The sequence below is a fragment of the Candidatus Poriferisodalis sp. genome, from assembly GCF_965221945.1.
GTDB lineage: Bacteria > Actinomycetota > Acidimicrobiia > Acidimicrobiales > Poriferisodalaceae > Poriferisodalis.
This window is the reverse complement of sequence record NZ_OZ244925.1, coordinates 1,225,438-1,249,079: the sequence shown is the minus strand read 5'-3', so window position 1 is coordinate 1,249,079 and position 23,642 is coordinate 1,225,438. Positions and strand designations below refer to the sequence as shown.

Below are 23,642 nucleotides of genomic sequence, written 5' to 3'. Positions count from 1 at the left end.
GGCCGTTCTCATGCATCGGGCGAGACCTGCAGCATCCGCAACGCGTACTCGGCAACTTCAGCGAACACCGGTGCCGCCACTATGCCGGCCCGGTACTCATCGGGTTCATCGAGGACGACAACCACGGTGAGTTCTGGACGGTCAGCCGGGAGGAAACCTGCAAACGAGCTCGTGTACGCGTCGGAGCTGTAGCCGCCGTCTGGACTGGGCTTCTGCGCCGTGCCGGTCTTGCCGGCTACCCGGTAACCGTCAATGGCGGCCCGCTTGCCCGTTCCCTCAGCGACCACGTCGGCCAGGATCGACTTCAATTCCCCAGCTGTATGTGGCGACAGGACACGGCGCGTCACAGCAGGGTCAGCCGGCCGCAGCGCTCCGTTGCTGTCCACGCTTCCCAGGACGAGCCTGGGCGTGACATAGACGCCGTCGTTGGCAATGGTGTTGTAGGCGGCGGCGAGCTGCACCGCTGTCACTGCGATGCCCTGACCGAACGCAATCGTGGCCAAGTCCGTGCCTCGCCATTGGTTCGCGGCACGCAAGATGCCGCGGCTCTCGCCGGGCAGCGCTGGGGCGCCCTCAGCCCCGGTCAGGCGACCGAAGCCGAACGCCCGCAAGGAGCGCTGCAACTGGGCTGCGCCGAGTTGTTCGGCCAGCCTGATCGTGCCGATGTTCGACGAGTGGATGAGGATTTCCGCCGTCGTCATCTGGCGGTCAACGTCGGAGTACGGCTCGGTGAATTCCTTGTCGGCGAACATGTAGGCGGCTGGTGTCGAATGGCTCTCAGTGGGCGTGGTCACGCCCGCTTCCAGTACGGCGGCGACAGTGAAGCTCTTCGCGACCGAGCCTGGCTCGAATGCGTCGGTGTATGCCGGGTTGTATGCCACCGGCCCGATCTGTCCAGTCTCTGAATCGCGGGCCACGCCAGCCAGTGCAAGGACATCGCCGGTGTCGGTCTGCATCACTACCACCATGCCGCCGCGCGCACCGGTCGAGTGGACAGCGGCGCTCAGCGAGCGCTCGGCAACCCATTGCATCTGGGTATGCAAGGTGAGGACCACGTCGTCGCCGTGGCTGACCGGCTCAAAGAGCTCCGTCCCCGTTGGGAGCGGCATCCCGCCCTGTGTGATCCGAGCAACCTCGAGACCGTCCGTTCCGTCGAGCACTTCGGTGAACTGCTTCTCGGCACCTCCCAGCGGGTTCTGGTCGATGTCGACAGCTCCGAGCAGACCGCGAGCGAAATCGTCCCCGTTGGGCCGCAACCGTGACGATTCACCCCGCACACCGACACCTTCGAGCTGCAGCTCCTGTACGGCCAGCCCTTCCGATGGACTGACCTGGCGCGCCACGTAGACGAAGTGCCGATCGCTCGCGAGCCTTTCGGCGATGACACCGATGTCAATGTCCAACACTGACGCCAAGGCTGTCGCAGTCTGATGCGGGTCGGTGACGAGGCGAGGGTCAGCCCAGATTGTGGGCAGGTTGTGGGACACTGCGAGGAGGTTCAGGTTTCGATCCAGGATCGCTCCACGTACCGATTCGAGTTCCCACTGAGCGGTCCCCTGGCGCTCCCCCAGCGCGGCGTAGGTCTCGCGGTCGAGCACCTGTACTTGGACCAGGCGGGCCGCAAGGGTGGCCAGGGCAATGGCTGTCGCGATGATGAGCAGGAGCGCTCGGCGACGCGGCGGGCCGGTTCGAACCTTGCGTCGGTGCGACTTGGGCGACGCAGAGTCAGCATCAGCCGTGCGCCCGGATTCGAGGGCCGATCCAGGCGCGCCGACCGATGGGTGCCAGTGCAGTTCGGCTGGTGCCCCAGATCGCCGAGTGGTTGTGGAATCGGCGTGCGCAACAGGCGGACGCAACCCTGGCGGGGCACCCATCGATGGGTGCCAGGGCGCCGGGGCTACGCGGCGTTCGTCTCGGTCAAGAACGTCGGTCATGCGCTGTAGACGCATCGGTCAGCAGCGTCTTGATCGAGAGCCAATCTCCGCCCTGGTGGACGGTGCGTGACGGGGGCGACACCGCAGCGATGTAACGCGGCTCGATCCGCACGTCGATCGGATCCGCCGCGTTGACGAGGCCGAGCGCGCCAATTCCCATCAACTCGATTTCCGCCGGACCATGAAGTGTCTGAAGCTCGTAGCGAAGATCGATCAGGCGTTCCCGCTCGACCGCGATCTCCGATTCCAGCTCGGAGAGGCGGTACTGGCCTGCAGCCAGCATCGAGTGAAACACACCTAGTCCCGCTAGCACGGCGATCGTCGCAGCCGCCAGGAGCGCGGTGACGCCCACGAGCCGCAGGCCCACGGCGCGACGTCCGCCAATGTGCACCAATTCTGGCGGCGCATCCGCGACCGTGAGGTGAGCAGTGGCGAGAGCCATCGAACGCTGTTCGGTTCAGGGGCCGCTCGCAGATCAGCGGCTGGCGGGGTCGAGCCGTTCAGCAGCCCGCATCATGGCGCTGGAGGCGCGGGAGTTGCTCTCGACCTCGTTTGCGCTGGGCCGCACGATCTTGCGACGCAAGAGCCGAATCGTGGGTGCGGCGCCGCAGATGCACGGCAACGTCGACGGGCACTCGCAGACGCCGTCTGCTGCTTCTCGCAGAATGATCTTCACGATGCTGTCTTCTCCTGAGTGATAGGCGAGAGTTGCAAGGCGTCCACGTGGTTGCAGGCGCGCGAGCGCAACTCGCATTGCGGGTTCGATGAGGTTGAGTTCGTCATTCACTTCGATGCGGATCGCTGCGAACGTGCGCATCGCCGGATGGCGCCGGCCGCGTCGAGCCGCTGCGGGCACAGCTGCCCGAACGGTGTCGGCCAGTTGCCGAGTGGTGTGCAGCGGTCGTGCTGCGACGATCGCCGCAGCGATGCGGTTCCCATGACGCTCTCCGGCGTTGTGCCGCAACAGATTGCGCAACTCGGTGAGGCCGTAGGTGTTGACGACGGTTCCCGCATCGAGTCCCGCCCGGGGGTCCATGCGCATGTCCAGCGGGGCGTCGTGACGGTGCGCGAAGCCACGCTCAGGAGCATCCAGTTGGTGGCTGCTGACGCCGAAGTCGAACAGTGCGCCGACGAGGGGTCCTTCCTTGCTGGCATCGACCAGCTCGCCCAGGCGATCGAAGGATTCGCAGCAGTAGGTGACGCGATCACCGAAGGGCGCGAGCCGTTGTCGTGCGGCCGCGATCGCCGCGGGATCGCGGTCGATGCCGAGCAGTCGCCGTTCGGAGTGCTGCCCCAGGAGTACCTCCGCGTGGCCGCCGCCTCCCAGGGTCGCGTCGACGAACAACCCGCCGCCAAGCGGCGCGAACACCTCGGCGATCTCAGAGACCATGACCGGTTGGTGAAACGACCTGGTGGCCGCCGCAGCGCTCATGACTGCTCCGATGCTGTGCCGCCGCTCTCGGGTGCCGCCAGGAGCGATTCGCCTTGGGCGTTCATCTCCTGCCAGCGACCGGCATCCCAGATCTCGACCTCGTCGATGGCGCCGATCACCACGCATTCGCGCTGCAGGCCTGCAAATCGTCGCAGTTCCTCGGGAATGGCGATCCGGCCCTGCTTGTCAGGCAGGACCCGTGCCGCCCCCGCGCCGAATGAGCGCTTGGCGGCACGTCCATACGGCCCGCCTGAATGTGAACGCTCGGACATCTGTGCTGCGATCTCGCCGAATCGGTCTGGTGTCATCAGTGCGAGACAGCCTTCGCTGTGCTTGATGAGGAAACCCGATGGCTCGAACGCGCCGCGGAAACCCGCCGGGAGCACGATGCGGCCCTTGGCATCGAGCGAGTGCTCATGCCGGCCGACGAAAAGACTCTCCACCCCACGGCCTCCGCAGCGTCCGATTGGGAACCTGGATTGTATGGGCATAGGTGCCCCTGCAAACCACTTCGCACCACTTTATGGGTAAAACACCCACAATGTCCACCCCACGTGCGTCGGATCATCCAAATCGGCTGCCAGCACCGTCGCGGAAACCAGGTCCCGGCACCGGTCCCGGCATCGGGGCTGTCGGGCAGGCCCGGTGAAATGCTCAGGTGTCGTGCGCGGTAATGAAACTCACGACCAACTCGGCCATCCCCGACGGAGTGACGTCGACGCCGAGGTCTGCCCAGCCAACGGCCCGATCGCGGACCCGTGCGGCAGTCTCTGCGTCCAACAGAGGCGCCAACGGGCCGAGATCGAACCGTTCGTAGGCGACGCACTGGAAACGGCTGCCCTCGCGGGTGCGGCGCTGGGAGATGCCGACCAGTTTCCGGCCGCCCACTGCCACCTCGCCTGGGCCAAGCGAGGCGAAGCACACCAGGCCGCCCGACGGGCCAGCCTCGTAGTGGCCACGATGCACGTTGGCCGGCATGCCGACCGAGGAGAACGCCGCAGCCAATCGGCGGCCCAGCCAATCGAAGGCCTCGCCGACGTCTGCACGCCAGAGCGGATCATCGGCCGGCACGAACACATCCACCCATGTGCACACATCGGGATCCAGCCACACAAGTCCCCCACCGCTGCGACGCCGCAGGACATCGGTGCGCGTGCCGCTGAAGGGGTCGACAGTCGCAGATCCCAGGATCAGTGCCGGCTTCGTCGGGCGCAGCCATGAGACGCGCCTACGGCGGTCCTGCGGCATTGGGCGGGCGTGCAGCAGTTCGGCGCTCGCCTGCCATTTCTCGCGTATCCACTCGCCCACCGGTCCACGATGGCAGACCGCCGGCGACGTTGGTCACCAGGGACTGTGCGCGGGGCTGATCAGCCGAACTGTTCAGACGAGTTGGTCAGACGAGTTGTTCAGCCGAACTGTTCAGCCGAACTGTTCAGACGAGTTGGTCAGACGAGTTGGTCAGACGAGTTGAGGACGCAAATCGGGCAGGTAGTCGGTCCACTCCGTTGGAGCGTCGCCTCGCATGGCGGCCACGACGGCGAGCGGTTCGGGAGCGTACGGCGTCCTGCGCAGCCGGTAACGGCTTTCCGACAGGAGCGAGTCTCCCTTGCCCACGTTGCAGGACCGGCAGCAAGCCACCACGTTTTCCCACGTGTGCTCCCCGCCACGGCTTCGCGGGTGGACATGGTCGATGCACTCCGCCCGGCGCCCGCAGTACTGGCACCGGTATGCATCACGTGCAAAGACTGCTCGCCGGTGGAGTGGAGCTCGGCGGCGGTACGGCGCCCGTGCGTGGTATGTCAGCCGGACGATCGAGGGCACCGACATCGACATACGCGGTGAGCGAATGCTCCCAGGCCGGGTGTGGATGACGTCGGCCTTGCCCGCCAGCACCAGCAGAAGAGCTCGTCGCACGGTCGTGATGGACAACGGCTGATAGGTGACGTTGAGCACCAGTGCCCGTTCGGACAGAACCGAGCGGACCCGTGAGACCTTGCCGTGGGGACGAGCCGGGTGGCCGTTCGCGCCAGCGCGTCCGTTGACCGGATCGGCGACAGATCGCCGCGCATACGCGACGGCTCCTGGGGAGGTCATGTCACCGTGATGCCGCAGCGGCGGCTGGCCAGCGTCGGCACCATTCCAGCCATTGGATCAGATCTTCGGGTTCAGCAGATGCACTGCCATCATCACCGAGGGCAGTCAACAGTCGGAATCGCACGTAGTCGCGGTGAGGAACCGGCAGGAACGGCGGCCGGGTCCACCAACGCATTGGCACCAGCCGTCTCATGGCGCCAGCAGCCGCAACCCACAGTCGAGGGCGCGCCACCACCGCAGACAGCGCCCCGAACAAGCGGGGGCGGCGCGGTGTCCGATGTCGGCGCACCGGGCCACTCTAGAAGCGAACGTGCCCGCGACGGCGACGGTCAACGGACGCTGAGTAGCCTCAGAGCGTTCGGGAGGCTGGGATCCCAGAGAGTTGACTGCTGTGCGTAATCACACACCCCCACAAACGCACCCGGCCGATGCTGAGACGTTCCGCCGCACATTCGAACGCATCACTGCGAACGTGGAGCGTGTCATTCGCGGCAAGCCCGACGCCGTCGGCCTCTCGCTGCTGTGCTTGCTGTGCGATGGGCACCTGCTGATCGAGGACGTGCCAGGCGTCGGCAAGACGAGCCTTGCGAAATCGTTGGCGTCTTCGATTGATGCACCGTTCGGCCGTATCCAGTTCACCCCTGACGTGCTGCCGTCCGACGTCATCGGCGTGAATGTGTGGGACGAGCGCGAGCGCGTATTCGACTTCCGGCCCGGTGCACTCTTCTCGAGCATCGTGCTGGTCGACGAGATCAACCGGGCCTCGCCCAAGACGCAAGCGGCGCTGCTCGAGGCGATGCAGGAACGGCAGGTCACCACTGACCGCACCACGCGCCCGCTCGGCCAGCCGTTCATGGTCATTGCTACGCAGAACCCGATCGAGCACGAGGGCACCTACCCGTTGCCTGAGTCCCAACTGGACCGATTTCTCATGCGCATCAGCGTCGGCTACCCCGACGCCGACTCGGCCGTCGAGGTGCTCGACCTCCACGACGGCACAACGGAAATCACGCTCGAAGCGGTCGCGACGGCCGGCGAGGTGCTGGCAATGGCGCGCACCGTCACCGAAGTACACGTCGCGCCGGTATTGCGCCGATACATCGTGGCGGTGGCCGATGCGTCACGACGGCGCGGCACGATCACGCTAGGTATCAGCCCGCGAGCCACGCTTGATCTGCAGCGTATGGCACAGGCGCGTGCGCTCGCCGCCGGTCGGAACTACGTGGTGCCCGACGATGTGAAAGCTGTGGCCGAACCGGTACTCGGCCACAGGATCCGACTGAGCCCCGACGCGCAACTGCAGGGACTAACCCCGCAATCAGCACTGCGCGACGTCTTCGAGGCCGTCGCGGTCCCCACTGCCACCGGCTGAGAGGCGAAGCCGTGGCCCGAGCGGCCCGTGAGCGCAGCGAACAAGAGCGGGAGATAACAAGTGTTGCGCGGCAAGGCTCACCAATCCGCCTAGGCATTAGGAACCCTCGCTGCGATGCCCCGAGGGCCCGCATGCTGACTCGGCGGGGCTGGGTCGTCGGGATCGGTTCATTCGTCGCCGCTGGCGCCGGGCGCCTTTTTGGCATCGGGGAGCTCTTCGTGCTCGCAGTCGCCGGGATCGCGCTGGTCTCGGGGGCCACCATCTGGACGCGTACGCGAAGGATCCGCCTCAGGATCCAGCGTTCAGTCCAGCCTGTACGCGTTCACGCCGGCGGGCAAGCGCGGGTGGAGCTCGCCGTCACCAACCTCGGCGGACCGGCCCCGGTACTTCAGCTGACCGACCCCGTCACCGGCACGCTCGGCGCGCGCTTGGGAGTGGGCCCGCTGCTCGGGGCGGAGCGCGTGAACGCCACGTACTTGCTGCCCACCGAGCGCCGAGGTCGGCTGAGGGTCGGTCCCGCCGATGTTGCGGTTGTCGATCCGCTGGGGTTGTCGCGCACGCCCATCGGTGCCGGACCGCTGACGACGCTCGTCGTCTACCCCGCCACCCAGACACTCGTACCGCCTCGACTGGCCCGTGGTCCCGAACCGCTGGGAATTGCTGCTGACGTTCACACGTTGCAGCGCATTGGCGAGGATTTCTACGCCCTGCGCGACTACACGGCTGGCGACGACGTCCGCCGGATCCACTGGCCGTCGACGGCGCGCCTGGGTCGTCCCATGGTGCGGGAAGACGAGGTTCCTCGCCGGAGCCGGGTGACGGTGGTGCTCGACACTCGCAGTACAGCCTTCGACACCGAGCGCTTCGAGATCGCGGTGTCCGCGGCCGCCAGCGTCGTCCTCGCCAGCGCCTCGAGACATGATCCGCTGCGGCTGTTGACGGTGGCCGGAGCAGACACCGGTTTCGTCACCTCTGGGGAAGGCCTGGCGCAGCTGTTCGATCACCTCGCCGAGGTGTCCACGTCAGGCACGGGCTCGCTGCGTGGCGTGCTGGCAGCGGCGACAGCCTCGGTGGTGGGTGCAGTGGTTGTGGTGCTCGGGGGTACAGCCTTTGACGCAACTCGAGATATCGAAGCGATCGCGGCAGCGGGTTCGCGCAGCTCGTCGCTGACGGTCATCCGCGTGGGCGGAACCGGCGAAGTGCTCCCATCGGCCGGTTCGGCCTATGTCGACATCGCTACTGCTGCCGAGCTGGCGCCCAAGTGGGCTGCAGCCCAGACGGCCCAAGAGTCGGGGGCGGTGCGCGCATGACGCGGCGAAGCCTGTGGCAGGTCGAGACCTCTCTGTGGCTGCTCACGCTGCTGGCCGTGCTGATGGCTCGTCGCCTGTTCGACTCGTGGGACTACGCGCCCTTGTGGCTCATCTTGGCCATGGGAGGTCATGCAACAGCGGCGGTGACGAGACGGCAGCGCTGGCCGCTGGCAACCGCCGCTACGGCTTCTGTGGTGATGCTGATCATCGTCGAGGGGCTGGCGCTGTACTCCGACACGTTGTGGCTGCGACTGCTTCCCAGCGCCGAGACACTGCGACAAGCGTCGACCGATGTGGCCGCCGCCTGGGAGGCGTTCGGCATCGTGGAAGCGCCGACGCCGGCCACTGCAGGATTCCTGCTGGTCGGCGGCGCGGCAATCTGGCTCACGGCCTTCATCGCGGACGCAGCGGCGTTGCGTGCGAAAGCGATCGGAGAAGCGCTGCTTCCCGCCTTCGTCGTGCTGGCGTTCATCGGGGCATTGGGCACCGATGCATGGCGTGTCCGCAGTGCTGCGGCGATGGTCGTGTGCGCGGTGGCGTTCGTGGCTGCTCACGGCATTCACCACACCGGGAACCGGATGCCGGTCGGCGCGTCGGAGCGGCGTCGGGCAACCGTGCCCATGCGCACTGCACTGCGGTTGGGAACTGCTGCCGCCGTGGGCGCGGCGCTACTCGTACCGTTGCTGCCCGGCAGCGACGCCCGGGCGATCGTCTCGTGGAAGGACCTCGACGGAACCGCACCGGCATCGAGGGTGACGATCAGCCCGCTCGTCAATGCTCAAGGCCGCCTGGTGGGCACCTCTGGTGCCGAGTTGTTCCGTGTCCGAGCGGATGCGCCCGCGTACTGGCGAGTCTCGGGTCTCAGCCAGTTCGACGGAACCTTCTGGGGATCCGAGCAGCTGTATGGCGATGCGTCTGAACACTTGGACGGACGCTCGTCTTCGGAGCTGCTCACCCAACAGTTCACGATCGGGGCGCTCGACAGCATCTGGCTGCCCGCTGCATACGAGCCGGTCGCCTTTGACGGTCCCGAGGCGCTATACGACCCCGAGTCCGGCACCCTGGTCACCGAGCACAGCAGCGTGCTCGAGCCGGGGTTGACCTACACCGTCAGCTCGAACGTCGACATTCCATCAGTTACAGGGCTCGTGGCTGCAGGCGGCGACGTTCCGCCCGACATTGCAGAGAATTACCTGGCCCTGCCCGAGGGTTTCAACCAACGTGTGGCAGACCTCGCTGCTGACGTCACGGCGGATGCCACGGGCCCCTACGCAAAGGCCCTGATTCTGCAGAATTTCTTCCTCGAGAACTTCGTATATGCGTTGAGGGTGCCAAGCGGGCATGACACCGATCGCATGGAACAATTCCTGTTCTCCGAGCGGCGCGGCTATTGCGAGCAGTTCGCCGGCACCTACGCGGCGATGGCCCGGGCGATCGGGTTGCCTTCGCGTGTTGCCGTGGGCTTCACCCCAGGGGAATTGGTCGAAGGCGAATACGTGGTCAGGGGCGAGCATTACCACGCGTGGCCCGAGATCTGGATTGGTGGCCGCTGGGTGTACTTCGAGCCGACTCCAGGGCGGGGCGCCCCTGGGGCAGTCGTCTACACAGGAGTGCTTGCCCAGCAAGTCGTGCCCGGAGATCCGAACGCAGCGGGCGAGGAAGGCTCAGGTTTCATCGGTGCGTTGGGTCTCGAAGATCTCGAGGGACTGTCGGGTGACCTCGAAGGCTTCGTGGACGTACTCGACTTCGAAGGCTCGGCAGCGCCTACCGGGAGCTGGTCGGAATGGCTCGTTGTCCCCTTCTATGCGGTGCTGGCGGTCGGCGTGCTGTGGCTCATCACGGTGCCGTCGGCTGTACGAATCCGCCGAGCGCTGCACCATCGCCGCGCACGTCACGATGCGCGCGCTGCGGTCGGCGCTGCCTGGGACGACGTCGCAGAGACACTCTTCAGCCTCGGCATCGACCAGCGGGCCACCGAGACGCATACCGAATTCGCCGGTCGTGTCGACCACCGACTGCGGATCGATTCAGGCGAGCTGTACTCACTGGCCATTGCTACCCAGGAGGCCGCCTACGCGGCGGAGCCTCCCTCGCCGCAGACCGTCCTGGGGGCGAGGCTGAACGCTCAGCACCTCGAAATGCGTATCCGGTCTGCGCGCAGCAGGTGGGATCGCATCGGCACCGCGTGCCGTCCTGCTGCCCTGGTGGCAGGACCTCGCTCGCGCCGCCGCGACCGCGCATACCTCAACGGCGCGGAAGTGGGCAGCCACTGACGGCACGCGCCGTGGTAGCGCGGCAGCGTCGGTCGAAGGTGGTCTAGCTGGGGTCGTTGCGGAAGCGGCGCCGCATGCGGTCGCCGAATGAGTCGGCGCTGTTCGGTCGAGAGCGCTTCGCGATGGAATCCGAGACTTTCTCGAGACCCAGCTTGCCCATCTTGCGAACGTTTCGCTCGATCACGACGGCGCTCGCGAACACCACCAGAAACGCAACAAACGACAACGCGAAATGGATTTGCAGACCCAAGCCGATGCCGACCAAGCCCAAGATTCCGCCGAGCACTGCCCATCGGATGTTGCGCAGGGCATGGCGGGTCAGCGTTGTCTCCGAGACCTCCCGCGCGAATTCCGGGTCGGTGTCGTAGAAGTCCTTCTCAATCTCGAGGAGGATGCGTTGTTCGTCGTCTGAGAGCGGCACGCACAGACTCCAAATGCTGTATTGCCGATGTTGATGCCAGTGTAGGACCGTGCTCAGTGCTACTACCACGCACCCCTGATGCATTGCGCTTCCAGCTCGCTTCGGGGCGCGACGTCTTCAGCGGCCCCAGCGGCGTTCGCCTGGCACACCGTCACGCAGGGCCGCCGAGCCGTGAGCGATCACAGCTCGGCCGAAGCGGCTGCGAATGGCGTCGAGAGCTTCGGCCAGCTTGCGGTCGAGTTCGGAATCGCCAGTCGGGCCGTGGTGCGCATCGCCGCCGGGCCCACTCTCACCATCTGGAGGCAGACCCAAATCGAATGCAAGCTGGAACGGCTCTGGCGACTCTGCCAGGTTTTCCCCCCGAAGTCCCGCCCCGGCCACCGATTCGGCCGATGCCGTCTCGGACAGATTCGACACTCCGACCCCCAGCAGGCGGATCCCCCCGCTGGTGTCCAGCGTGCCGACCAGCCGGTGCGCCACGTGGGCGAGCGTCCGGCCAGTCTGGAACAGCTCTGGGAGCGTGTGCGCCCGCGTTTGCATCGCAAAGTCGGGATGCCTGATCTTTACCGTCACCGTCTGCCCGGACAGCCCGCTGGCCCGGAGTCGAGATGCGACGGCATCGGCGAGGCGAACCGTTTCGCCCCGTATGAGATCGGGATCGTCGAGGTCGGTCTCGAATGTTTCCTCGTGACTGACTGAACGCGGGATCCCGCCTGGGTGCACAGGCCGGTCGTCGATTCCCTGTGCCAGCGCGGCGAGGTGCGCGCCGTGGGCAGCGCCCACGGCCGCGACGAGCTGCTCCACCGACTTGTCTGCCAAGTCGCCGACCGTGAACGCGTCGATCTCGTTGAGCCGTCTGAGCGTCACCGGGCCCACGCCCCAGAGCGCCTCCACACGGTGAGCCCACAGGAAATCCAGCTGTTCGGCAACACCGACCACTCGAACGCCGAGTCCCGGCTCCGGTCCGGTCGATCGTACGGTCGGTTTCGCCGCAACCGAGGCAAGCTTCGCCAAGGTCTTGTTGGACGCGACGCCGACAGAGCAGTCGAGTCCCACGGCTTCGCGTACCGCATCGCGGAGAAGCCACGCAATCTCCCGAGATGTGCCGAATAGCCGGTGAGCTCCGGAGACATCCAGAAAGGCCTCGTCCAGCGCTATCGGTTCCACGTGGGGTGTGATCGATTCGAAGACCTCCGCGATGGCCGACGAGGCCTCGATGTAGCCGGAGAAGTCAGAAGTGACTACGACGGCGGTGGGGCAAAGACGGCGCGCCTGGGCGGTCGGCATAGCGGCGTGCACGCCCGACGCGCGCGCTTCATAGCTGGCCGAGGCCACGACGCCGCGCCTGCCGGATCCTCCGACGATCACCGGGCGTCGGTTCAGTGACGGGTCACGCTTGCGTTCGACCTCCACGTAGAACGCGTCCATATCGACATGCAGGATCGGAAGCTCGTCGGAATCCGACCCACCGAGGAGGTCATGGCGCGCTCGACTCATGGACTGCGCAATCGGACTGATCTGGACGAGTTCGCCTTCGGGGACCGATCCCCAAGTCGCATCGGCCGCTCTTAGGGCGTCGTGGGCGCTACCACCAGACCGGTCCGGTGGTCGCCAGTCACGGAGTACCGGAACTCATGGCCTCGTGGAGCACCTCCGTCCAGGTAGGCCAGCAGCGGCTCAGCCATCCAGGCGTACTGACCGCTGAGCAGTTCTTCGACTTCACCGACTTGTACCCATCGGGCATCGAACACGATGCCGTCGGGATCCGCGACATCCAGTTCGCCGCTCCACTGCTGAGCCTCGTGAACCTCCACCTTCAGCAACCAACCAGGTCCATCTCGACCATCCGCTTCGACGGTGTACAGCGGGCCATCCCAGGCCGAGACCTGCAAGCCAGTTTCTTCTGCGACCTCACGGGTCAGCGCTCCGAGCACCGTCTCACCCGGATCCACCACCCCGCCCGGCGTGCTCCAGTCGGTACTGCCATTGCGCCGCCGGTTGTTGACCATGAGCACCGCGCCGTCCCGCGCGAGGATCCCCCCGGCAACTGCCCATCGGTGCGTATCGGTCGGCACTCAGGAAGTCTGCCACGGAGGTGTTGACTGCCGGGTGGTCTGGGTTGCATCTGGCGGTTCGTTGTCTTGGGGGCAGACCGTCTCAGGGGTGACAGCCCGTCACGTGCGTGGCCGTACCATGGCACGGATGAGCACGCAGGGCGACAACGAGCGGCACAGTCGTGCAAGTACGCCGGTCACAGCAATGAGTACCGACGATGCTCTGCTTACTGCGGCGCCGACCGCTCTGCCGTCGGTGTTGGCCCGGGCTGTCGCTTTCGGTGCGATCGTCATTGCCGCAGTGTGCGGAGGCCTCGCGGGCTATGCGACGAGCATCCTTCAGTGCGCTGAGGGGTGCATCGGCCCGACGCTTGGCGGTTCAGCCATCGGTGCAGCCATCGGAGCTCTGGCGGCTGCAGCAGGAGTCGCTGCACTGGCAGCTCTGGTACTGCGCTCGATGAGCGAATGGGCTGACCAAGCCCCAGCACGGCGCCGCCAGCACAGCTCAGCGAGACTCCGCCGGCACGGTTCGCGAACGCGGCGTGGTCCGAACGACTCGCAGTCCGACGACAAGGCGGTACGGCATTGACGACCAACGTTCTCGCAGTCGAAGACGACGAACGGATCCGGACGGCGCTGCGCCTTGCACTTGAGGACGAGGGCTGGCGAGTCAGCGAGGCAGAGTCCTGCGAGGAGGCCTTGGAGCGCTTTACGCCCGACGGCACTGACGTCGTGCTTGTCGACATCATGCTGCCCGGTCTCGACGGGTTCGAGCTGTGCCGGGCCATCCGACGGATCAGTCATGTGCCGATCATCATGGTCACAGCCCGCGATGACACCCATGACGTCGTAGCCGGGCTCGAGGCGGGCGCGGACGACTATCTCACGAAGCCTTTCGCTCCCAAAGAGCTGTCTGCGCGCATCAGAGCCCTGTTGCGGCGAAGCCGGACCGTGGACGGCAACGGACTGCCCCGAACTGTCGGCGATCTCGAGATCTATCCCGACGAGGGTGTCGTCCGCAAGGGCGGTGAAGAGTTGCACCTGACCAAGACCGAATTTCGCCTGCTCTGCGAGCTGTCGGACAATCCCGGCAAAGTGATGAGCCGCGAGCAGCTGCTTGAGCGAGTCTGGGGGTACGACTACTTCGGGGACGGCCGTCTCGTCGACGTGCACGTGCGCAGGCTGCGCCTCAAGATTGAGGATGACCCGGCCAACCCCCGTTACGTAGCGACAGCACGCGGCATGGGCTACAAGCTGCGAGCCTGACATGAGGCCTCGCTGGCCGCGCCCGCTGCGCCGGCTGCTGTGTCGAATGGCGGCAGCCGATCGCAGGCGAGAACCATGAGGCCTCGCTGGCCGCGCCCGCTGCGCCGGCTGCCGCTTCGCGCCCGCGTCGTCGGTGCCTTCACGCTCGGTGCGATGCTGGCGGCGTTCTTGCTCGTCGTGATGACGTACAGCCTCTCCCGGGGTTCGATGCTGGGTCTGCGCCACGATTCCTCCGAGGCCCAGTTCTTCGCCAACGCGACGCAGGTGCAGAGTTCGCTGCGTGCGGAAAGTCCCGACTTCGCCGTGTTGCTCGAGTCGCTGCCAAGTCTCAGCGGCAGCCGTTCCATCGTCCGCACCGGACCGGATACCTGGCGATCCCCGTCGCTCGTTCCCAGCGATCTTCCCGACGAGTTGGTGGCTGCGCTGGAGCGATCCGACCAGGCCCATGCGATGCGATACCGCCTCGACGGCGTCCCACAGCTCGCGCTCGGTCTGCGGTTGCGTCCCTCGGCGGTTTCCCAGCTCAGCGAGACGCTGTATTTCGAAGTTGTCCCGCTCTCGGAGATCGAGGCCACCCTCGCAAGCCTGCGCCTCATCCTGGGTGTCGGAGCAGCGCTGGTAGTTCTGATCGGCGTGGCAGTCGGGGCATGGGCAGGAGGGCGCTTGCTGCGACCATTGGCGACTGTCTCCGACGCTGCGAATTCGATCGCTCATGGCCGTTTCGACACACGCGTCGAGCGCAGCGACGATCCCGACCTCGCCGTGATCGTGGAGTCGTTCAACGACATGGCCGATGCGATGGAGCGCCGCATCGCTCGTGATGCCCGATTCGCATCCGATGTGAGCCACGAGCTGAGATCACCCTTGCAGACGCTGCGAAGTTCGATCGACTACCTGAACGGACATCGCGACGAGCTGTCGGCGCAAGGAGCCACGGCGCTCGATCTGCTCGCTTCAGAAGTTGACAGGTTCCAGCAGCTGGTGCAGGACCTCTTGGAGATCTCCCGGCCCGATGCCGAAGGATCGGTCTTCGAACGAGGGCTCGTCAACGTCACCGAATTGGTACAGCATCGTGTCGGCGAGCACCGTTCCGGCCAGCTCGGCCCGGAGGTGGAGCTCGCCATCAGCCCCGCCGCAACAGATGCAGTCGTGATCGGCGACAAGCGAGGTCTCGCACAGGTCTTCGACAACTTGCTGCGCAATGCCGAGAAGCACGGTGGCGGTGTCACCCGGGTGGAGATCTCCCGGCCGGGCTATTTCGTGCGGGTTGCCGTCGAGGACGACGGTCCGGGTGTAGCGCCTTCGGAGCGCGAGTTGGTCTTTGAACGCTTCACTCGCGGCGCTGCGGCACGCAAGCGAGGCGCCGGCTCCGGCGCGGGTCTCGGGCTGGCGCTGGTGTACGAGCACACCCGGCGCCATGGCGGCTCAGTGCACGTCGAATCCCGCGTCGACGGCCAGCGCGGTGCACGTTTCGTCGTCAAGCTGCCGATTGCGGGGCACCGGTGAGATTTCCGAACGGCGCGATGAGGTGCCTGGGTGTGTCCCTGGGGTGCGTCATCGCGCTGGCGGGTTGCGGCCTGCCGACCGACGAGACCCCGAGGGCTGTCGAAGTACCAGCGGGTGTCTTCCCCGAGCGTGATGCCCAGCCAGTTGTAGGTGCGGCGGCCGACACCCCCACGACATCGCTGCATGCGGTGTATTTCCTGCGCGACGGTCTTCTCGTGGAGCTGCAGCGACCGCTCGCTGTACCTGTCTTCCTCGATGCGCCGCTCAACAATCTGCTGGCCGGCCCGACGCCGACCGAAGCCGAGAACGGCCTCGAATCCGCAATCCCGGCAGGCACCGAAGTGGTGGACGTGCAGCTGTTGCGCAACAACGTCGTGTCGATCCACCTCAATGAGGTGTTCTTCGAGGTGGAGGGGGCACAACGAGTTCGCGCCGTGGCACAGCTGGTACTCACCGCTTCCGCGCTGGCACGTGATAGTCAAGGCGTGCTGTTCTACCTCGACGGGTTGCCACAGTCACTACCCGACGGAGCGGGGGCCATCGCCCAGGTACGACCGGGTCAGCTGCCACGTGTGCTGCAGGTCAGCGACTTCAGCGAATTGATGCCGCTCACTCCCCTGCGTTCTGTCTCGAGGTCCTGACTCGAACCTTCCAGCTCCCTTGGCCCCTGAGGCGACGGGGTCCGTGATGGGCGGCCAGCCGCCCGTAGCGCGAGCGGGTTCCCGCTCGCATCAGCGCCACGAACATCAGCATCGTCGGGAACACCTCAAGCCTGCCGAAGAGCATGAGTGCCATCAGCACGGGCCGCGAGTGGCGCTCGAACTCCAGTGCCGTATCAGTCGGACCTGCTGCGCCCATGGCAGGGCCGACGTTGCCGATGGCCGACAGTGCGCCGGAGAACCCCGTTTCGAGGTCATTGCCCAACGCCGTCATCGTCACCCCGCCGACCACGGCGAGCCCCAGATACAGCAGCACGAAGCCCAGCGCCCGGGCCGCGACCTCCTCGGCCACGACCGTGTCGCCGATGCGCATCGGCAGCACTGCTCGGGGGTGGCGCGCCCGGATCACCTCGCGCACGGCGTAGCGGGTCACGATCTGGAGGCGGAGCACCTTCATGCCGCCCGCGGTCGAGCCGCTCATTCCACCGACCACCATCAGCACCAGCAGCACGACCTGCGCTGACGGCGCCCAGATGGCGTCGCTGGTGTAGTCGCCGGCGGCGTATCCCGTATTCGACCCCAGCGACACGGCGTAGAAGACCGAATCGCGCACGTTGGCCCCAAATCCATTCCGCGTGATGTTGAGCGCGGTCAGCACGACAGCGGACCCGACGATCAGACCCAGGTACCAACGCAGCTCCGAATAGCCCCGCAGCATCGATCTGCTTCGCATGATCGTGTGCCAGTGCAACGAGAAGCTCGCTCCGCCGATGATCATCGCCGCGAATAGCACGAGCTCGACCGAGATCGAGTCGAAGTACGCAATGGAGGCCGAATGGGTGGAATAGCCGCCTGTCGCGACAGAGGTGAAGGCGTGAGCGACGGCATCGAACAGGCTCATCCCGGCGATCACGAGCGCCAACGCAACGGCAAGTGTGAGCCCCCCATACAGGATCCACAGCCGCCGGGCGGTGGCTGCGATGCGGGGCGTGAACCGATCCGCCGTCGGGCCAGGGGCCTCGTTGGCGATCAGCTCCAGGCCGCCGATCTTCAGCGCGGGCAGCACCCCTACCGCCAGCACGATGAGGCCCATGCCGCCGAACCACTGGGTCATGGAACGGAAGAACAGAATCCCGTGGGTGACGCCGTCGATGTCGGCCAAGATGGTGGCGCCGGTGCAGGTGAAGCCCGAGATCGACTCGAACAGCGCATTATCGGCCTCACTCCACGGGATCACCCCGCTGAGCAAGTACGGCAGCGCTCCCGCCACCGACATCGCGAGCCACGCCCACGCCACCGAGGCGAAGGCAAGCGGTGAATCCGCTCGCGACGATTCGGTGGCGCTGCCCATCATCGTGCCGCCCACGCCGGTGGTGACCGCTGCGGAGACCAGCAGCGCCATCGCGCCGCCGCCCCCGTCGATGAATGCGACGCCTGCCGAGATCACCATGCCGATGGCGACGAAGATCAGCGCGGCCCCGCTCACCCGCACTGGGGTGGACTCGATGCGTCTCCCCAACTCGCCGACGGCGCTGCTCATCGCATCGGGGCCCGCAACGGGTGACGCCGCACCCAGTAGCCGTGACGCACGGCTGCAGTCACCGGGTAGGCGGCAACGCTAAGTGCCACGAGCGCCGCTGTGACCGACATTCTCCCCAGCAGCATGAGCAGGCCCGCGGTGAGGTGGCCGAGCCAGCCCAGGGCGGCGAGGTGACCCACTGAGCCGACGTCCCCCGCAGCGGGGCCGACGTTCGACAGCGCAGATACGGCGTACGTCAGTGCATCGACGAGGTCCAGGCCGCTGGCGCTGAGTGCGACCGCGGCGGGGATCACCACGAGGGCGGCGAGCAGCGTCTCTCCCACGATGCGACTCATGGTGGTCTCCGAGATGGAAGAGCGGCCCAGGTGCAGTCGCCGGACGAGCGACGGCTGGGTCGCGCGGCGCAGCTCGCGCCCGATGTAGGACGCAAGGGTCAGTACGCGCACCATCTTGAAGCCGCCCGCCATCGAAGCGCTCATGCCGCCCACCATCATGAGCATTAGCAGCATCGCCTGGCTGCCAGCCGACAGCTCGACCATCGGGACCACTTCGAAGCCGGTCGTGGAGATCGACGAAGTGACGGAGAACAGCGACCTGCGCAGGTGATCGAGACCGAAGTCGCCGCCGGTCCACAGCGCGACCGCAACTGCTGCGAAGACGATCAAGGTGACGTACAGGCGGAACTCGTAGCTGCGCAGGAATCGAGCCAGGTCACGACGCCGGAGTGCCACAAACATCAGCGGCAGGCTCACGCCTCCCGCAGCCATGCCGAAGATCGCCACCCACTCGACGGGGCCAGAATCGTAGATCCCGAGCGAATCGGCGTGCGTGGAGAAGCCCCCGGTCGAGGCGGTGGTCAGTGCATGCAGGCCACTGTCAAGCAGTGGCATACCGGCTGCGGCGTACCCGATCGCAATTGCCGCCGTGAGCGCCGCGTACAGCAGCAGCAGTCGGCCCACGGTGCCCGCGCTTCGGGGCGCCAGACGCCGAGCGGCGCGAGTTGCCACTCCCCCGTCGGCGTCGAGTCCGCCGACGCCCAAATGCGGAAGCACGTGCACCAGCACGACGATGAAGGCGGCACCGCCGAGCCATTGCACTGCCATTCGCAACGCGAGCATCCCGCCGCCCAGCTCGTCGGGGACGATCGAGGTGCTGTTTGTCCCGGTCACCGCAGCTGCTGCCTCGGCAAATGCGGTGGCCAGCGCGGTGGGTTCGACAGCGCCCGTTGCTATGTGAGCCACCGCGACGACCCCAACCGCGGCGAACGACGCCAGTACCAGCGCTGTGAGGGTCTGGCGCTCGGTGATGCGTCGCTCAATGCGGCACAGCCGCAGCAGTCCCACGGCGACAACAGCGATGATGCAGCCAGCGATCAGCAGTGCCAGCGCGTCTGAGCCTGAGTTCCCGCTGCCCGCGACCCGCCCGCCGACCAACCAGTCGAACACCGCACACGCCGCGAAGACAGGCAAAGCAGAGGCCAGGACCACCAAGGCCGTCACGGCGAGTGTCGATTCGTAGGGACCCCTCGCCCACGAGTGCAGCGCGCTTTGCGCTGCCCGCACCGCGCGCACCACGAGATGTCGGATTCGTTGGCGCTGCGGGGCCCGGCGAGCCGGACGCGGTGTCACCGAAAGGCCTGCTTGACCTCGTCCACGCAATCAGGCGTCACGAAGGCGACCACGTGGTCCCGCGCCCTGAGCTCGCTGTGGCCGCGGGCAATGCGAGCCTTGCCGTCGCGCAGGATGGCCGCCAGCAGCATCTGGCCAGGAAGGTGAAGATCGCGCACCAGCGAACCGTCAGCCCGCGAGCCCGCACCCACTTCGAACTCCAGTATCTCCACGTTGCCCTCAAGGAAAGTGGCGACCGCGGTCACGTCGCCGCGGACCATGCGCAGCACCATGTTGGCGCTGGCGGTACGGGGCGACAGCGCCGCGTCGATACCGACCTGTTTCAGCAACGGCAGCAGCGACAGGCGGTGCACCACGGCGATGGTCTCCGCAGCGCCCTCGGACGTGGCGTAGAGGCAAGCCAGCACGTTGGCATCGTCCTCGCCGGTGGCTGCGACGACGGCATCAAAGCTGCCGATGTCCTGACGAGCCAGGACGTCGATGTCGGTGATGTCACCGTGCAGCACCAGCGCACCGGCATAGCGCTCGCTCAATTCCAGACATCGTTCATGGAGGATCTCGATGATGACCACATCGATGTGGCGTTCGAGCAAGCGGCCGGCCAGAATTCCGGCCGTGCGACCGCCGCCCAGGATCATGACCCGGCGCAGGTCGGAGTGGCGCAGTCCCATGAGTTGCACGAGTTCGCGGCGACCCTGGCGGCGGCAGACAACCCGCACGAGATCGTTCGGCTGCAGCGTGGTCTCCCGCCGCATCACGGTGACCTCACCGTCGCGCGCCAAGGCGCCGAAGATGAAGTCCCATTCCGGCTCGTAGTAGGCGCCGAGCTCGGCCACGGTCTTGCCGACCAGGGGGGCATCGGGGGCCAGGCGAGCACCGACCACCAGCACCTCGCCGTTTGCGAGCTCATTGATGTCGGACGCGCCGTGAAAGACGAGCAGATCCATGATCGCGTCGGCGGTCTGCTCGTCGGGATCGAGCACCAGATCGACGCCGATGGCGCTTCGCAGCTCGCGGCCCGGAGCACCGCGCAGATCGCTGTCCTGCAGGCGCGCCACGGTGGCCGGCACGCCCTGCTGCTTCGCCTGCATGCACGCGAGCAGATTGACCTCGTCGGAATCGGTGACCGCCACCACCACGTCGGCTCTCTCCAGCCCGGCCTCGGCGAGCACGTTGGGGTTCGTGCCGCTCCCGTTCACCGTGAACAGGTCGAACTCCGATGCGAGCGCATCTAGCCGGCCCGAATGCTGGTCGACGACGACGACGTCATTTCCCTCTCGACTCAGGCGCTCGGCGATGTAGCTCCCGACCTCGCCGGCCCCCACCACGAGAATCCTCACAATTGGCGACCCTACTTCGGGGCATGCTGAGGGTTGTTCATCTTGGACAGGGACATCACGGGCAGGAGAACGACATGGCACTCGTGGTAGCGATCGATGCCGGCACGACTGGTGTGCGCTCCATGGCAGTAGATGAATCCGGCGGCGAGATGGCCTACGCCTACCAGTCGTTCCCGCAGCACTACCCCGGGCCGGGTCTGGTCGAACACGACCCCAATGAGATCTGGGGAGCCACGATTGCCACTCTCGATGAGCTGTGCACGCGGCTTCGAGCGCTTGGTGACGGGATGATGCCCGCAATTGCCGCTATCGGCATCACCAACCAGCGTGAGACGGTCGTTGCATGGGATCGTCGAACCTCCGAGCCGCTCGCCCGCGCCCTCGTCTGGCAGGACATCCGCACCGCGGCGCGCTGCGGCGCGCTGGAGGCTGCTGGACACCTCGCCGAGGTTCGGCGCCGCACTGGTCTCGTGCTCAGCCCGTATTTCAGCGGCACCAAGATCGAATGGCTGCTGCGCCACGGCGGCCTACCCGCGAGCGGTGATCTGGCCATGGGCACAGTGGACAGCTGGCTGATATGGAGGCTGAGCGGCGGAACTGCGTTCACGACAGACGTCACGAATGCCTCGCGCACCCTGCTGTACGACATCGCAGCCAACGGATGGTCACAACCGATGTGCGATCTGCTGTCTGTGCCCACAGCCGTTCTGGCCGAGGTGCGCCCATCGGTAGGTCGGTTCTGCCGGACTGGCGACACCACTCCACTCGGCCCGGGCATTCCGGTGAGCGGCGTCGCCGGCGACCAGCAGGCGGCACTCTTCGGCCAAGGCTGCCATGAGGTTGGCATGGCCAAGAACACTTACGGCACAGGATCGTTCGTGCTGATGAACGTCGGCGGCGCGTGCCCGGAGCCGATCGAGGGGATTCTGACCACCGTGGCCTGGGACCTCGGCGAGGGTCCCACCTATGCGCTGGAAGGCTCGATTTTCGCTACCGGAGCCGCTGTGGGCTGGCTCACCGAGATCCTCGCCGGAGCGGTCGATCCGGCGGGAGCCGAATCGCTGGCCCGCAGCGTGCCCGATAGCGCCGGGGTCGTCGTCGTGCCCGCCTTCGCCGGCCTCGGCAGCCCCTGGTGGGATCCGAGCGCACGTGGAGCGATCATGGGCCTCACGTTCGCAGCCAAGCCGGCCCACATCGCACGCGCCACGATCGAGTCGATGGCGTTGCAGACCCGAGACGTCGTCGAGGCAATGAGCGCGGGCGCCGGCCGAGACATCGCCGAGCTGAGAATCGACGGCGGGGCAGCAATCAACGATCTGCTGTGCACTATCCAAGCCGATCAACTGGGTGTCCCCGTCAGCCGACCAGTGGTGACCGAGACCACCGCCTTGGGGGCGGCGATGCTGGCCGGGCTGGCAGAAGGGGTCTGGACCTCGCCTGACGAGGCTGCATCGCTGTGGCGACTCGATCAGCGCTTCGAGCCTTCGGTTGACCGGGCGGCCCCAGACAGACTTCACGCGCTGTGGCGCCACGCACTCGGACGGTCATTGCGCTGGTCGCCCGGTGAGGAATCTTCGTAAGCGGCACGGGACGTGGCGGAGGCCGCAACGTCCCCGGAGGTGCTCAGCCGGCGGGAGTCAGCTTGTCCAAGGCGACGCGTAGCTGGCTGATTGCCTGACGAATACGGTGCTCATTCTCGACGAGTGCGAACCGCACGTGGCCCTCGCCCCCCGGTCCGAAGCCCACGCCCGGCGACAGAGCGACGTTGGCCTCCGTTACCAGCAGCTTGCAGAAATCGACCGATCCGAGATGGCGATAGGGCTCAGGAATCCTGGCCCAGGCAAACATTGTTCCCTTTGGCGGTGCGATGTCCCAGCCGATGCGGCCGAGGCCGCGCACGAGAACGTCTCGCCGTTCGCGGTACGTCTCGCGCACCTGTGAGGGAAAGTCTTGGTCCTCGTTCATGACGACCGTGGCGGCAATCTGGATCGGCTGGAAGGTGCCGTAGTCGAGATAGCTCTTGAGCTTGGCGAGCGCAGCGATCATCTCGGCGTTTCCCAGGCAGAACGCCACTCGCCAGCCGGCCATCGAGAACGACTTCGTCAAGCTGTAGAACTCGACTGCGACCTCCTTCGCGCCTTCGGCCTGCAGGATCGAGGGTGGCTCGTAGCCATCAAAGCCCAATTCGGCGTATGCGAAATCGTGCACGAGCAGCACCTCGCGCTCACGAGCGAAGTCCACGATCCGCTGCATGAACTCGAGATCGACGCACGCCGTAGTTGGATTGTGCGGAAACGACAGCACGATCACCCGTGGCCGAGGCCATGAGTACTCGAAGCGCTCCACCAGGCGTTCGAAGAAGGTCTCGCCGACGTCGAGCGGTACTTCCCGCACGCTGGCCCCCGTGAAGAGCGGCCCGAAGATGTGAATCGGGTAGGAGGGTGCTGGTACCAGGCAGGCGTCGCCAGGTGCCAGCAGTGTCCACATGAGGTGAGAGAAGCCCTCCTTCGCACCGATGGTGTTGATGACCTCGGTGTCAGGGTCGAGTTCGACTCCCCACTTGCGCTGGTACATGTCGGCAGCGCCAGCGCGCAGCTTGGGAATGCCGCGGCTGGCCGAGTAGCGGTGGTTGCGTGGATTGAGCGCGGCCTCCGCCAGTTTCTTCACGGCGCGCTCGGGTGACGGCAGATCAGGGTTGCCGAAGCCCAAGTCGATGACATCGGCGCCTGCGCGCCGACGCTCGATTTTCAGCGTGTCGATGATCGTAAAGACGTACGGCGGCAAGCCACCGATGCGGCGAAACTCCATGCTGC

21 protein-coding genes are annotated in these 23,642 nt (G+C 66.3%); 8 read left to right on the top strand and 13 right to left on the bottom strand.

Translation table 11 applies throughout. The features are described 5' to 3' along the window. Positions 1 to 8 precede the first annotated feature (8 nt). The 6 genes from ACOQPH_RS05815 to ACOQPH_RS05790 form a co-directional block, all read right to left on the bottom strand. Positions 9 to 1,934 (bottom strand): peptidoglycan D,D-transpeptidase FtsI family protein, encoded by a 1,926-nt coding sequence (locus tag ACOQPH_RS05815; RefSeq protein WP_420623781.1) that lies wholly within the window; start codon positions 1,932 to 1,934, stop codon positions 9 to 11. Further along, the gene (locus ACOQPH_RS05810; protein ID WP_420623780.1) at positions 1,918 to 2,376 is read right to left on the bottom strand and encodes a hypothetical protein; all 459 of its coding nucleotides are present in this window, start codon (positions 2,374 to 2,376) and stop codon (positions 1,918 to 1,920) included. The genes ACOQPH_RS05815 and ACOQPH_RS05810 overlap by 17 nt, the downstream gene beginning before the upstream one ends. A 33-nt stretch (positions 2,377 to 2,409) precedes the next feature. Beyond that, positions 2,410 to 3,366: a 16S rRNA (cytosine(1402)-N(4))-methyltransferase RsmH gene (gene rsmH, locus ACOQPH_RS05805; protein ID WP_420623779.1), complete on the bottom strand. Its 957-nt coding sequence runs from the start codon at positions 3,364 to 3,366 to the stop codon at positions 2,410 to 2,412. After that, complete coding sequence (locus ACOQPH_RS05800; RefSeq protein WP_419553174.1) at positions 3,363 to 3,809, bottom strand: division/cell wall cluster transcriptional repressor MraZ; 447 nt, start codon at positions 3,807 to 3,809, stop codon at positions 3,363 to 3,365. Before ACOQPH_RS05800 ends, rsmH begins: the two co-directional genes overlap by 4 nt. Before the next feature lie 211 nt (positions 3,810 to 4,020). Then, positions 4,021 to 4,674: a lipoyl protein ligase domain-containing protein gene (locus tag ACOQPH_RS05795; RefSeq protein ID WP_420623778.1), complete on the bottom strand. Its 654-nt coding sequence runs from the start codon at positions 4,672 to 4,674 to the stop codon at positions 4,021 to 4,023. Positions 4,675 to 4,824: 150 nt separating this feature from the next. After that, the gene (locus ACOQPH_RS05790; protein WP_420623777.1) at positions 4,825 to 5,460 is read right to left on the bottom strand and encodes an HNH endonuclease; all 636 of its coding nucleotides are present in this window, start codon (positions 5,458 to 5,460) and stop codon (positions 4,825 to 4,827) included. Positions 5,461 to 5,851: 391 nt separating this feature from the next. On the opposite strand from ACOQPH_RS05790, the gene ACOQPH_RS05785 reads away from it, so the two are divergent. From ACOQPH_RS05785 to ACOQPH_RS05775, 3 genes are all read left to right on the top strand, one after another. Beyond that, entirely contained in the window at positions 5,852 to 6,832 is a 981-nt protein-coding gene (locus ACOQPH_RS05785) for an AAA family ATPase (RefSeq protein ID WP_420623776.1), read from the top strand. A gap of 131 nt (positions 6,833 to 6,963) precedes the next feature. Further along, positions 6,964 to 8,142 carry a DUF58 domain-containing protein gene (locus ACOQPH_RS05780; protein ID WP_420623775.1) on the top strand — a complete coding sequence of 393 codons (1,179 nt, stop codon included), beginning with the start codon at positions 6,964 to 6,966 and terminating at the stop codon, positions 8,140 to 8,142. After that, positions 8,139 to 10,415, top strand: coding sequence for a transglutaminaseTgpA domain-containing protein (locus tag ACOQPH_RS05775; RefSeq protein ID WP_420623774.1), 2,277 nt, complete (start codon positions 8,139 to 8,141; stop codon positions 10,413 to 10,415). Before ACOQPH_RS05780 ends, ACOQPH_RS05775 begins: the two co-directional genes overlap by 4 nt. A 43-nt stretch (positions 10,416 to 10,458) precedes the next feature. On the opposite strand, the gene ACOQPH_RS05770 is transcribed toward ACOQPH_RS05775, so the two are convergent. The 3 genes from ACOQPH_RS05770 to ACOQPH_RS05760 form a co-directional block, all read right to left on the bottom strand. Continuing rightward, positions 10,459 to 10,836 (bottom strand): DUF3040 domain-containing protein, encoded by a 378-nt coding sequence (locus tag ACOQPH_RS05770; protein ID WP_420623773.1) that lies wholly within the window; start codon positions 10,834 to 10,836, stop codon positions 10,459 to 10,461. Positions 10,837 to 10,953: 117 nt separating this feature from the next. Next, on the bottom strand, positions 10,954 to 12,333 hold the full coding sequence (gene dinB, locus ACOQPH_RS05765; protein ID WP_420623772.1) for a DNA polymerase IV: 1,380 nt from the start codon (positions 12,331 to 12,333) through the stop codon (positions 10,954 to 10,956). 71 nt (positions 12,334 to 12,404) lie between these two features. Further along, entirely contained in the window at positions 12,405 to 12,911 is a 507-nt protein-coding gene (locus tag ACOQPH_RS05760; protein ID WP_420623771.1) for an NUDIX hydrolase, read from the bottom strand. Between the two features lie 127 nt (positions 12,912 to 13,038). Between ACOQPH_RS05760 and ACOQPH_RS05755 the strand changes: the two genes are divergently transcribed. The 4 genes from ACOQPH_RS05755 (at position 13,039) to ACOQPH_RS05740 (ending at position 16,303) form a co-directional block, all read left to right on the top strand. Then, positions 13,039 to 13,479 carry a hypothetical protein gene (locus ACOQPH_RS05755; protein ID WP_420623770.1) on the top strand — a complete coding sequence of 147 codons (441 nt, stop codon included), beginning with the start codon at positions 13,039 to 13,041 and terminating at the stop codon, positions 13,477 to 13,479. Then, positions 13,476 to 14,156, top strand: a complete 681-nt coding sequence (locus ACOQPH_RS05750; RefSeq protein ID WP_420623769.1) for a response regulator — start codon at positions 13,476 to 13,478, stop codon at positions 14,154 to 14,156. Before ACOQPH_RS05755 ends, ACOQPH_RS05750 begins: the two co-directional genes overlap by 4 nt. Before the next feature lie 75 nt (positions 14,157 to 14,231). Further along, a complete protein-coding gene (locus tag ACOQPH_RS05745) occupies positions 14,232 to 15,662 on the top strand; it encodes a sensor histidine kinase (protein WP_420623768.1) in 1,431 nt (476 codons plus the stop codon). A 32-nt stretch (positions 15,663 to 15,694) separates the two neighbouring features. After that, positions 15,695 to 16,303, top strand: coding sequence for a GerMN domain-containing protein (locus ACOQPH_RS05740; RefSeq protein WP_420623767.1), 609 nt, complete (start codon positions 15,695 to 15,697; stop codon positions 16,301 to 16,303). Here ACOQPH_RS05740 and ACOQPH_RS05735 read toward each other — a convergent pair. Genes ACOQPH_RS05735 through trkA form a run of 3 tightly spaced genes read right to left on the bottom strand, consistent with a single transcriptional unit; the run spans position 16,272 to position 20,829 of the window. After that, on the bottom strand, positions 16,272 to 17,861 hold the full coding sequence (locus ACOQPH_RS05735) for a TrkH family potassium uptake protein (protein ID WP_420623766.1): 1,590 nt from the start codon (positions 17,859 to 17,861) through the stop codon (positions 16,272 to 16,274). The two genes, ACOQPH_RS05740 and ACOQPH_RS05735, sit on opposite strands and share 32 nt — an antisense overlap. After that, the gene (locus ACOQPH_RS05730) at positions 17,858 to 19,489 is read right to left on the bottom strand and encodes a TrkH family potassium uptake protein (RefSeq protein WP_420623765.1); all 1,632 of its coding nucleotides are present in this window, start codon (positions 19,487 to 19,489) and stop codon (positions 17,858 to 17,860) included. Before ACOQPH_RS05730 ends, ACOQPH_RS05735 begins: the two co-directional genes overlap by 4 nt. Continuing rightward, the gene (gene trkA, locus ACOQPH_RS05725) at positions 19,486 to 20,829 is read right to left on the bottom strand and encodes a Trk system potassium transporter TrkA (protein ID WP_420623764.1); all 1,344 of its coding nucleotides are present in this window, start codon (positions 20,827 to 20,829) and stop codon (positions 19,486 to 19,488) included. Before trkA ends, ACOQPH_RS05730 begins: the two co-directional genes overlap by 4 nt. Positions 20,830 to 20,903: 74 nt before the next feature. Here trkA and ACOQPH_RS05720 point away from each other — a divergent pair, with 74 nt between their 5' ends. After that, positions 20,904 to 22,409, top strand: a complete 1,506-nt coding sequence (locus ACOQPH_RS05720; protein WP_420623763.1) for an FGGY family carbohydrate kinase — start codon at positions 20,904 to 20,906, stop codon at positions 22,407 to 22,409. 43 nt (positions 22,410 to 22,452) lie between these two features. Here ACOQPH_RS05720 and ACOQPH_RS05715 read toward each other — a convergent pair whose 3' ends face one another. Beyond that, a complete protein-coding gene (locus ACOQPH_RS05715) occupies positions 22,453 to 23,637 on the bottom strand; it encodes an aminotransferase class I/II-fold pyridoxal phosphate-dependent enzyme (RefSeq protein ID WP_420623762.1) in 1,185 nt (394 codons plus the stop codon). Positions 23,638 to 23,642 lie beyond the last annotated feature (5 nt).

What these genes read in the sequence shown, in the direction of transcription:
- ACOQPH_RS05815 (WP_420623781.1), bottom strand. Translation starts at nt 1,934, where the DNA reads ATGACCGACGTTCTTGACCGAGACGAACGCCGCGTAGCCCCGGCGCCC.
- ACOQPH_RS05810 (WP_420623780.1), bottom strand. Translation starts at nt 2,376, where the DNA reads ATGGCTCTCGCCACTGCTCACCTCACGGTCGCGGATGCGCCGCCAGAA.
- rsmH (WP_420623779.1), bottom strand. Translation starts at nt 3,366, where the DNA reads ATGAGCGCTGCGGCGGCCACCAGGTCGTTTCACCAACCGGTCATGGTC.
- ACOQPH_RS05790 (WP_420623777.1), bottom strand. Translation starts at nt 5,460, where the DNA reads ATGACCTCCCCAGGAGCCGTCGCGTATGCGCGGCGATCTGTCGCCGAT.
- ACOQPH_RS05780 (WP_420623775.1), top strand. Translation starts at nt 6,964, where the DNA reads ATGCTGACTCGGCGGGGCTGGGTCGTCGGGATCGGTTCATTCGTCGCC.
- ACOQPH_RS05775 (WP_420623774.1), top strand. Translation starts at nt 8,139, where the DNA reads ATGACGCGGCGAAGCCTGTGGCAGGTCGAGACCTCTCTGTGGCTGCTC.
- dinB (WP_420623772.1), bottom strand. Translation starts at nt 12,333, where the DNA reads ATGAGTCGAGCGCGCCATGACCTCCTCGGTGGGTCGGATTCCGACGAG.
- ACOQPH_RS05755 (WP_420623770.1), top strand. Translation starts at nt 13,039, where the DNA reads ATGAGCACGCAGGGCGACAACGAGCGGCACAGTCGTGCAAGTACGCCG.
- ACOQPH_RS05745 (WP_420623768.1), top strand. Translation starts at nt 14,232, where the DNA reads ATGAGGCCTCGCTGGCCGCGCCCGCTGCGCCGGCTGCCGCTTCGCGCC.
- ACOQPH_RS05735 (WP_420623766.1), bottom strand. Translation starts at nt 17,861, where the DNA reads ATGAGCAGCGCCGTCGGCGAGTTGGGGAGACGCATCGAGTCCACCCCA.
- ACOQPH_RS05720 (WP_420623763.1), top strand. Translation starts at nt 20,904, where the DNA reads ATGGCACTCGTGGTAGCGATCGATGCCGGCACGACTGGTGTGCGCTCC.
- ACOQPH_RS05715 (WP_420623762.1), bottom strand. Translation starts at nt 23,637, where the DNA reads ATGGAGTTTCGCCGCATCGGTGGCTTGCCGCCGTACGTCTTTACGATC.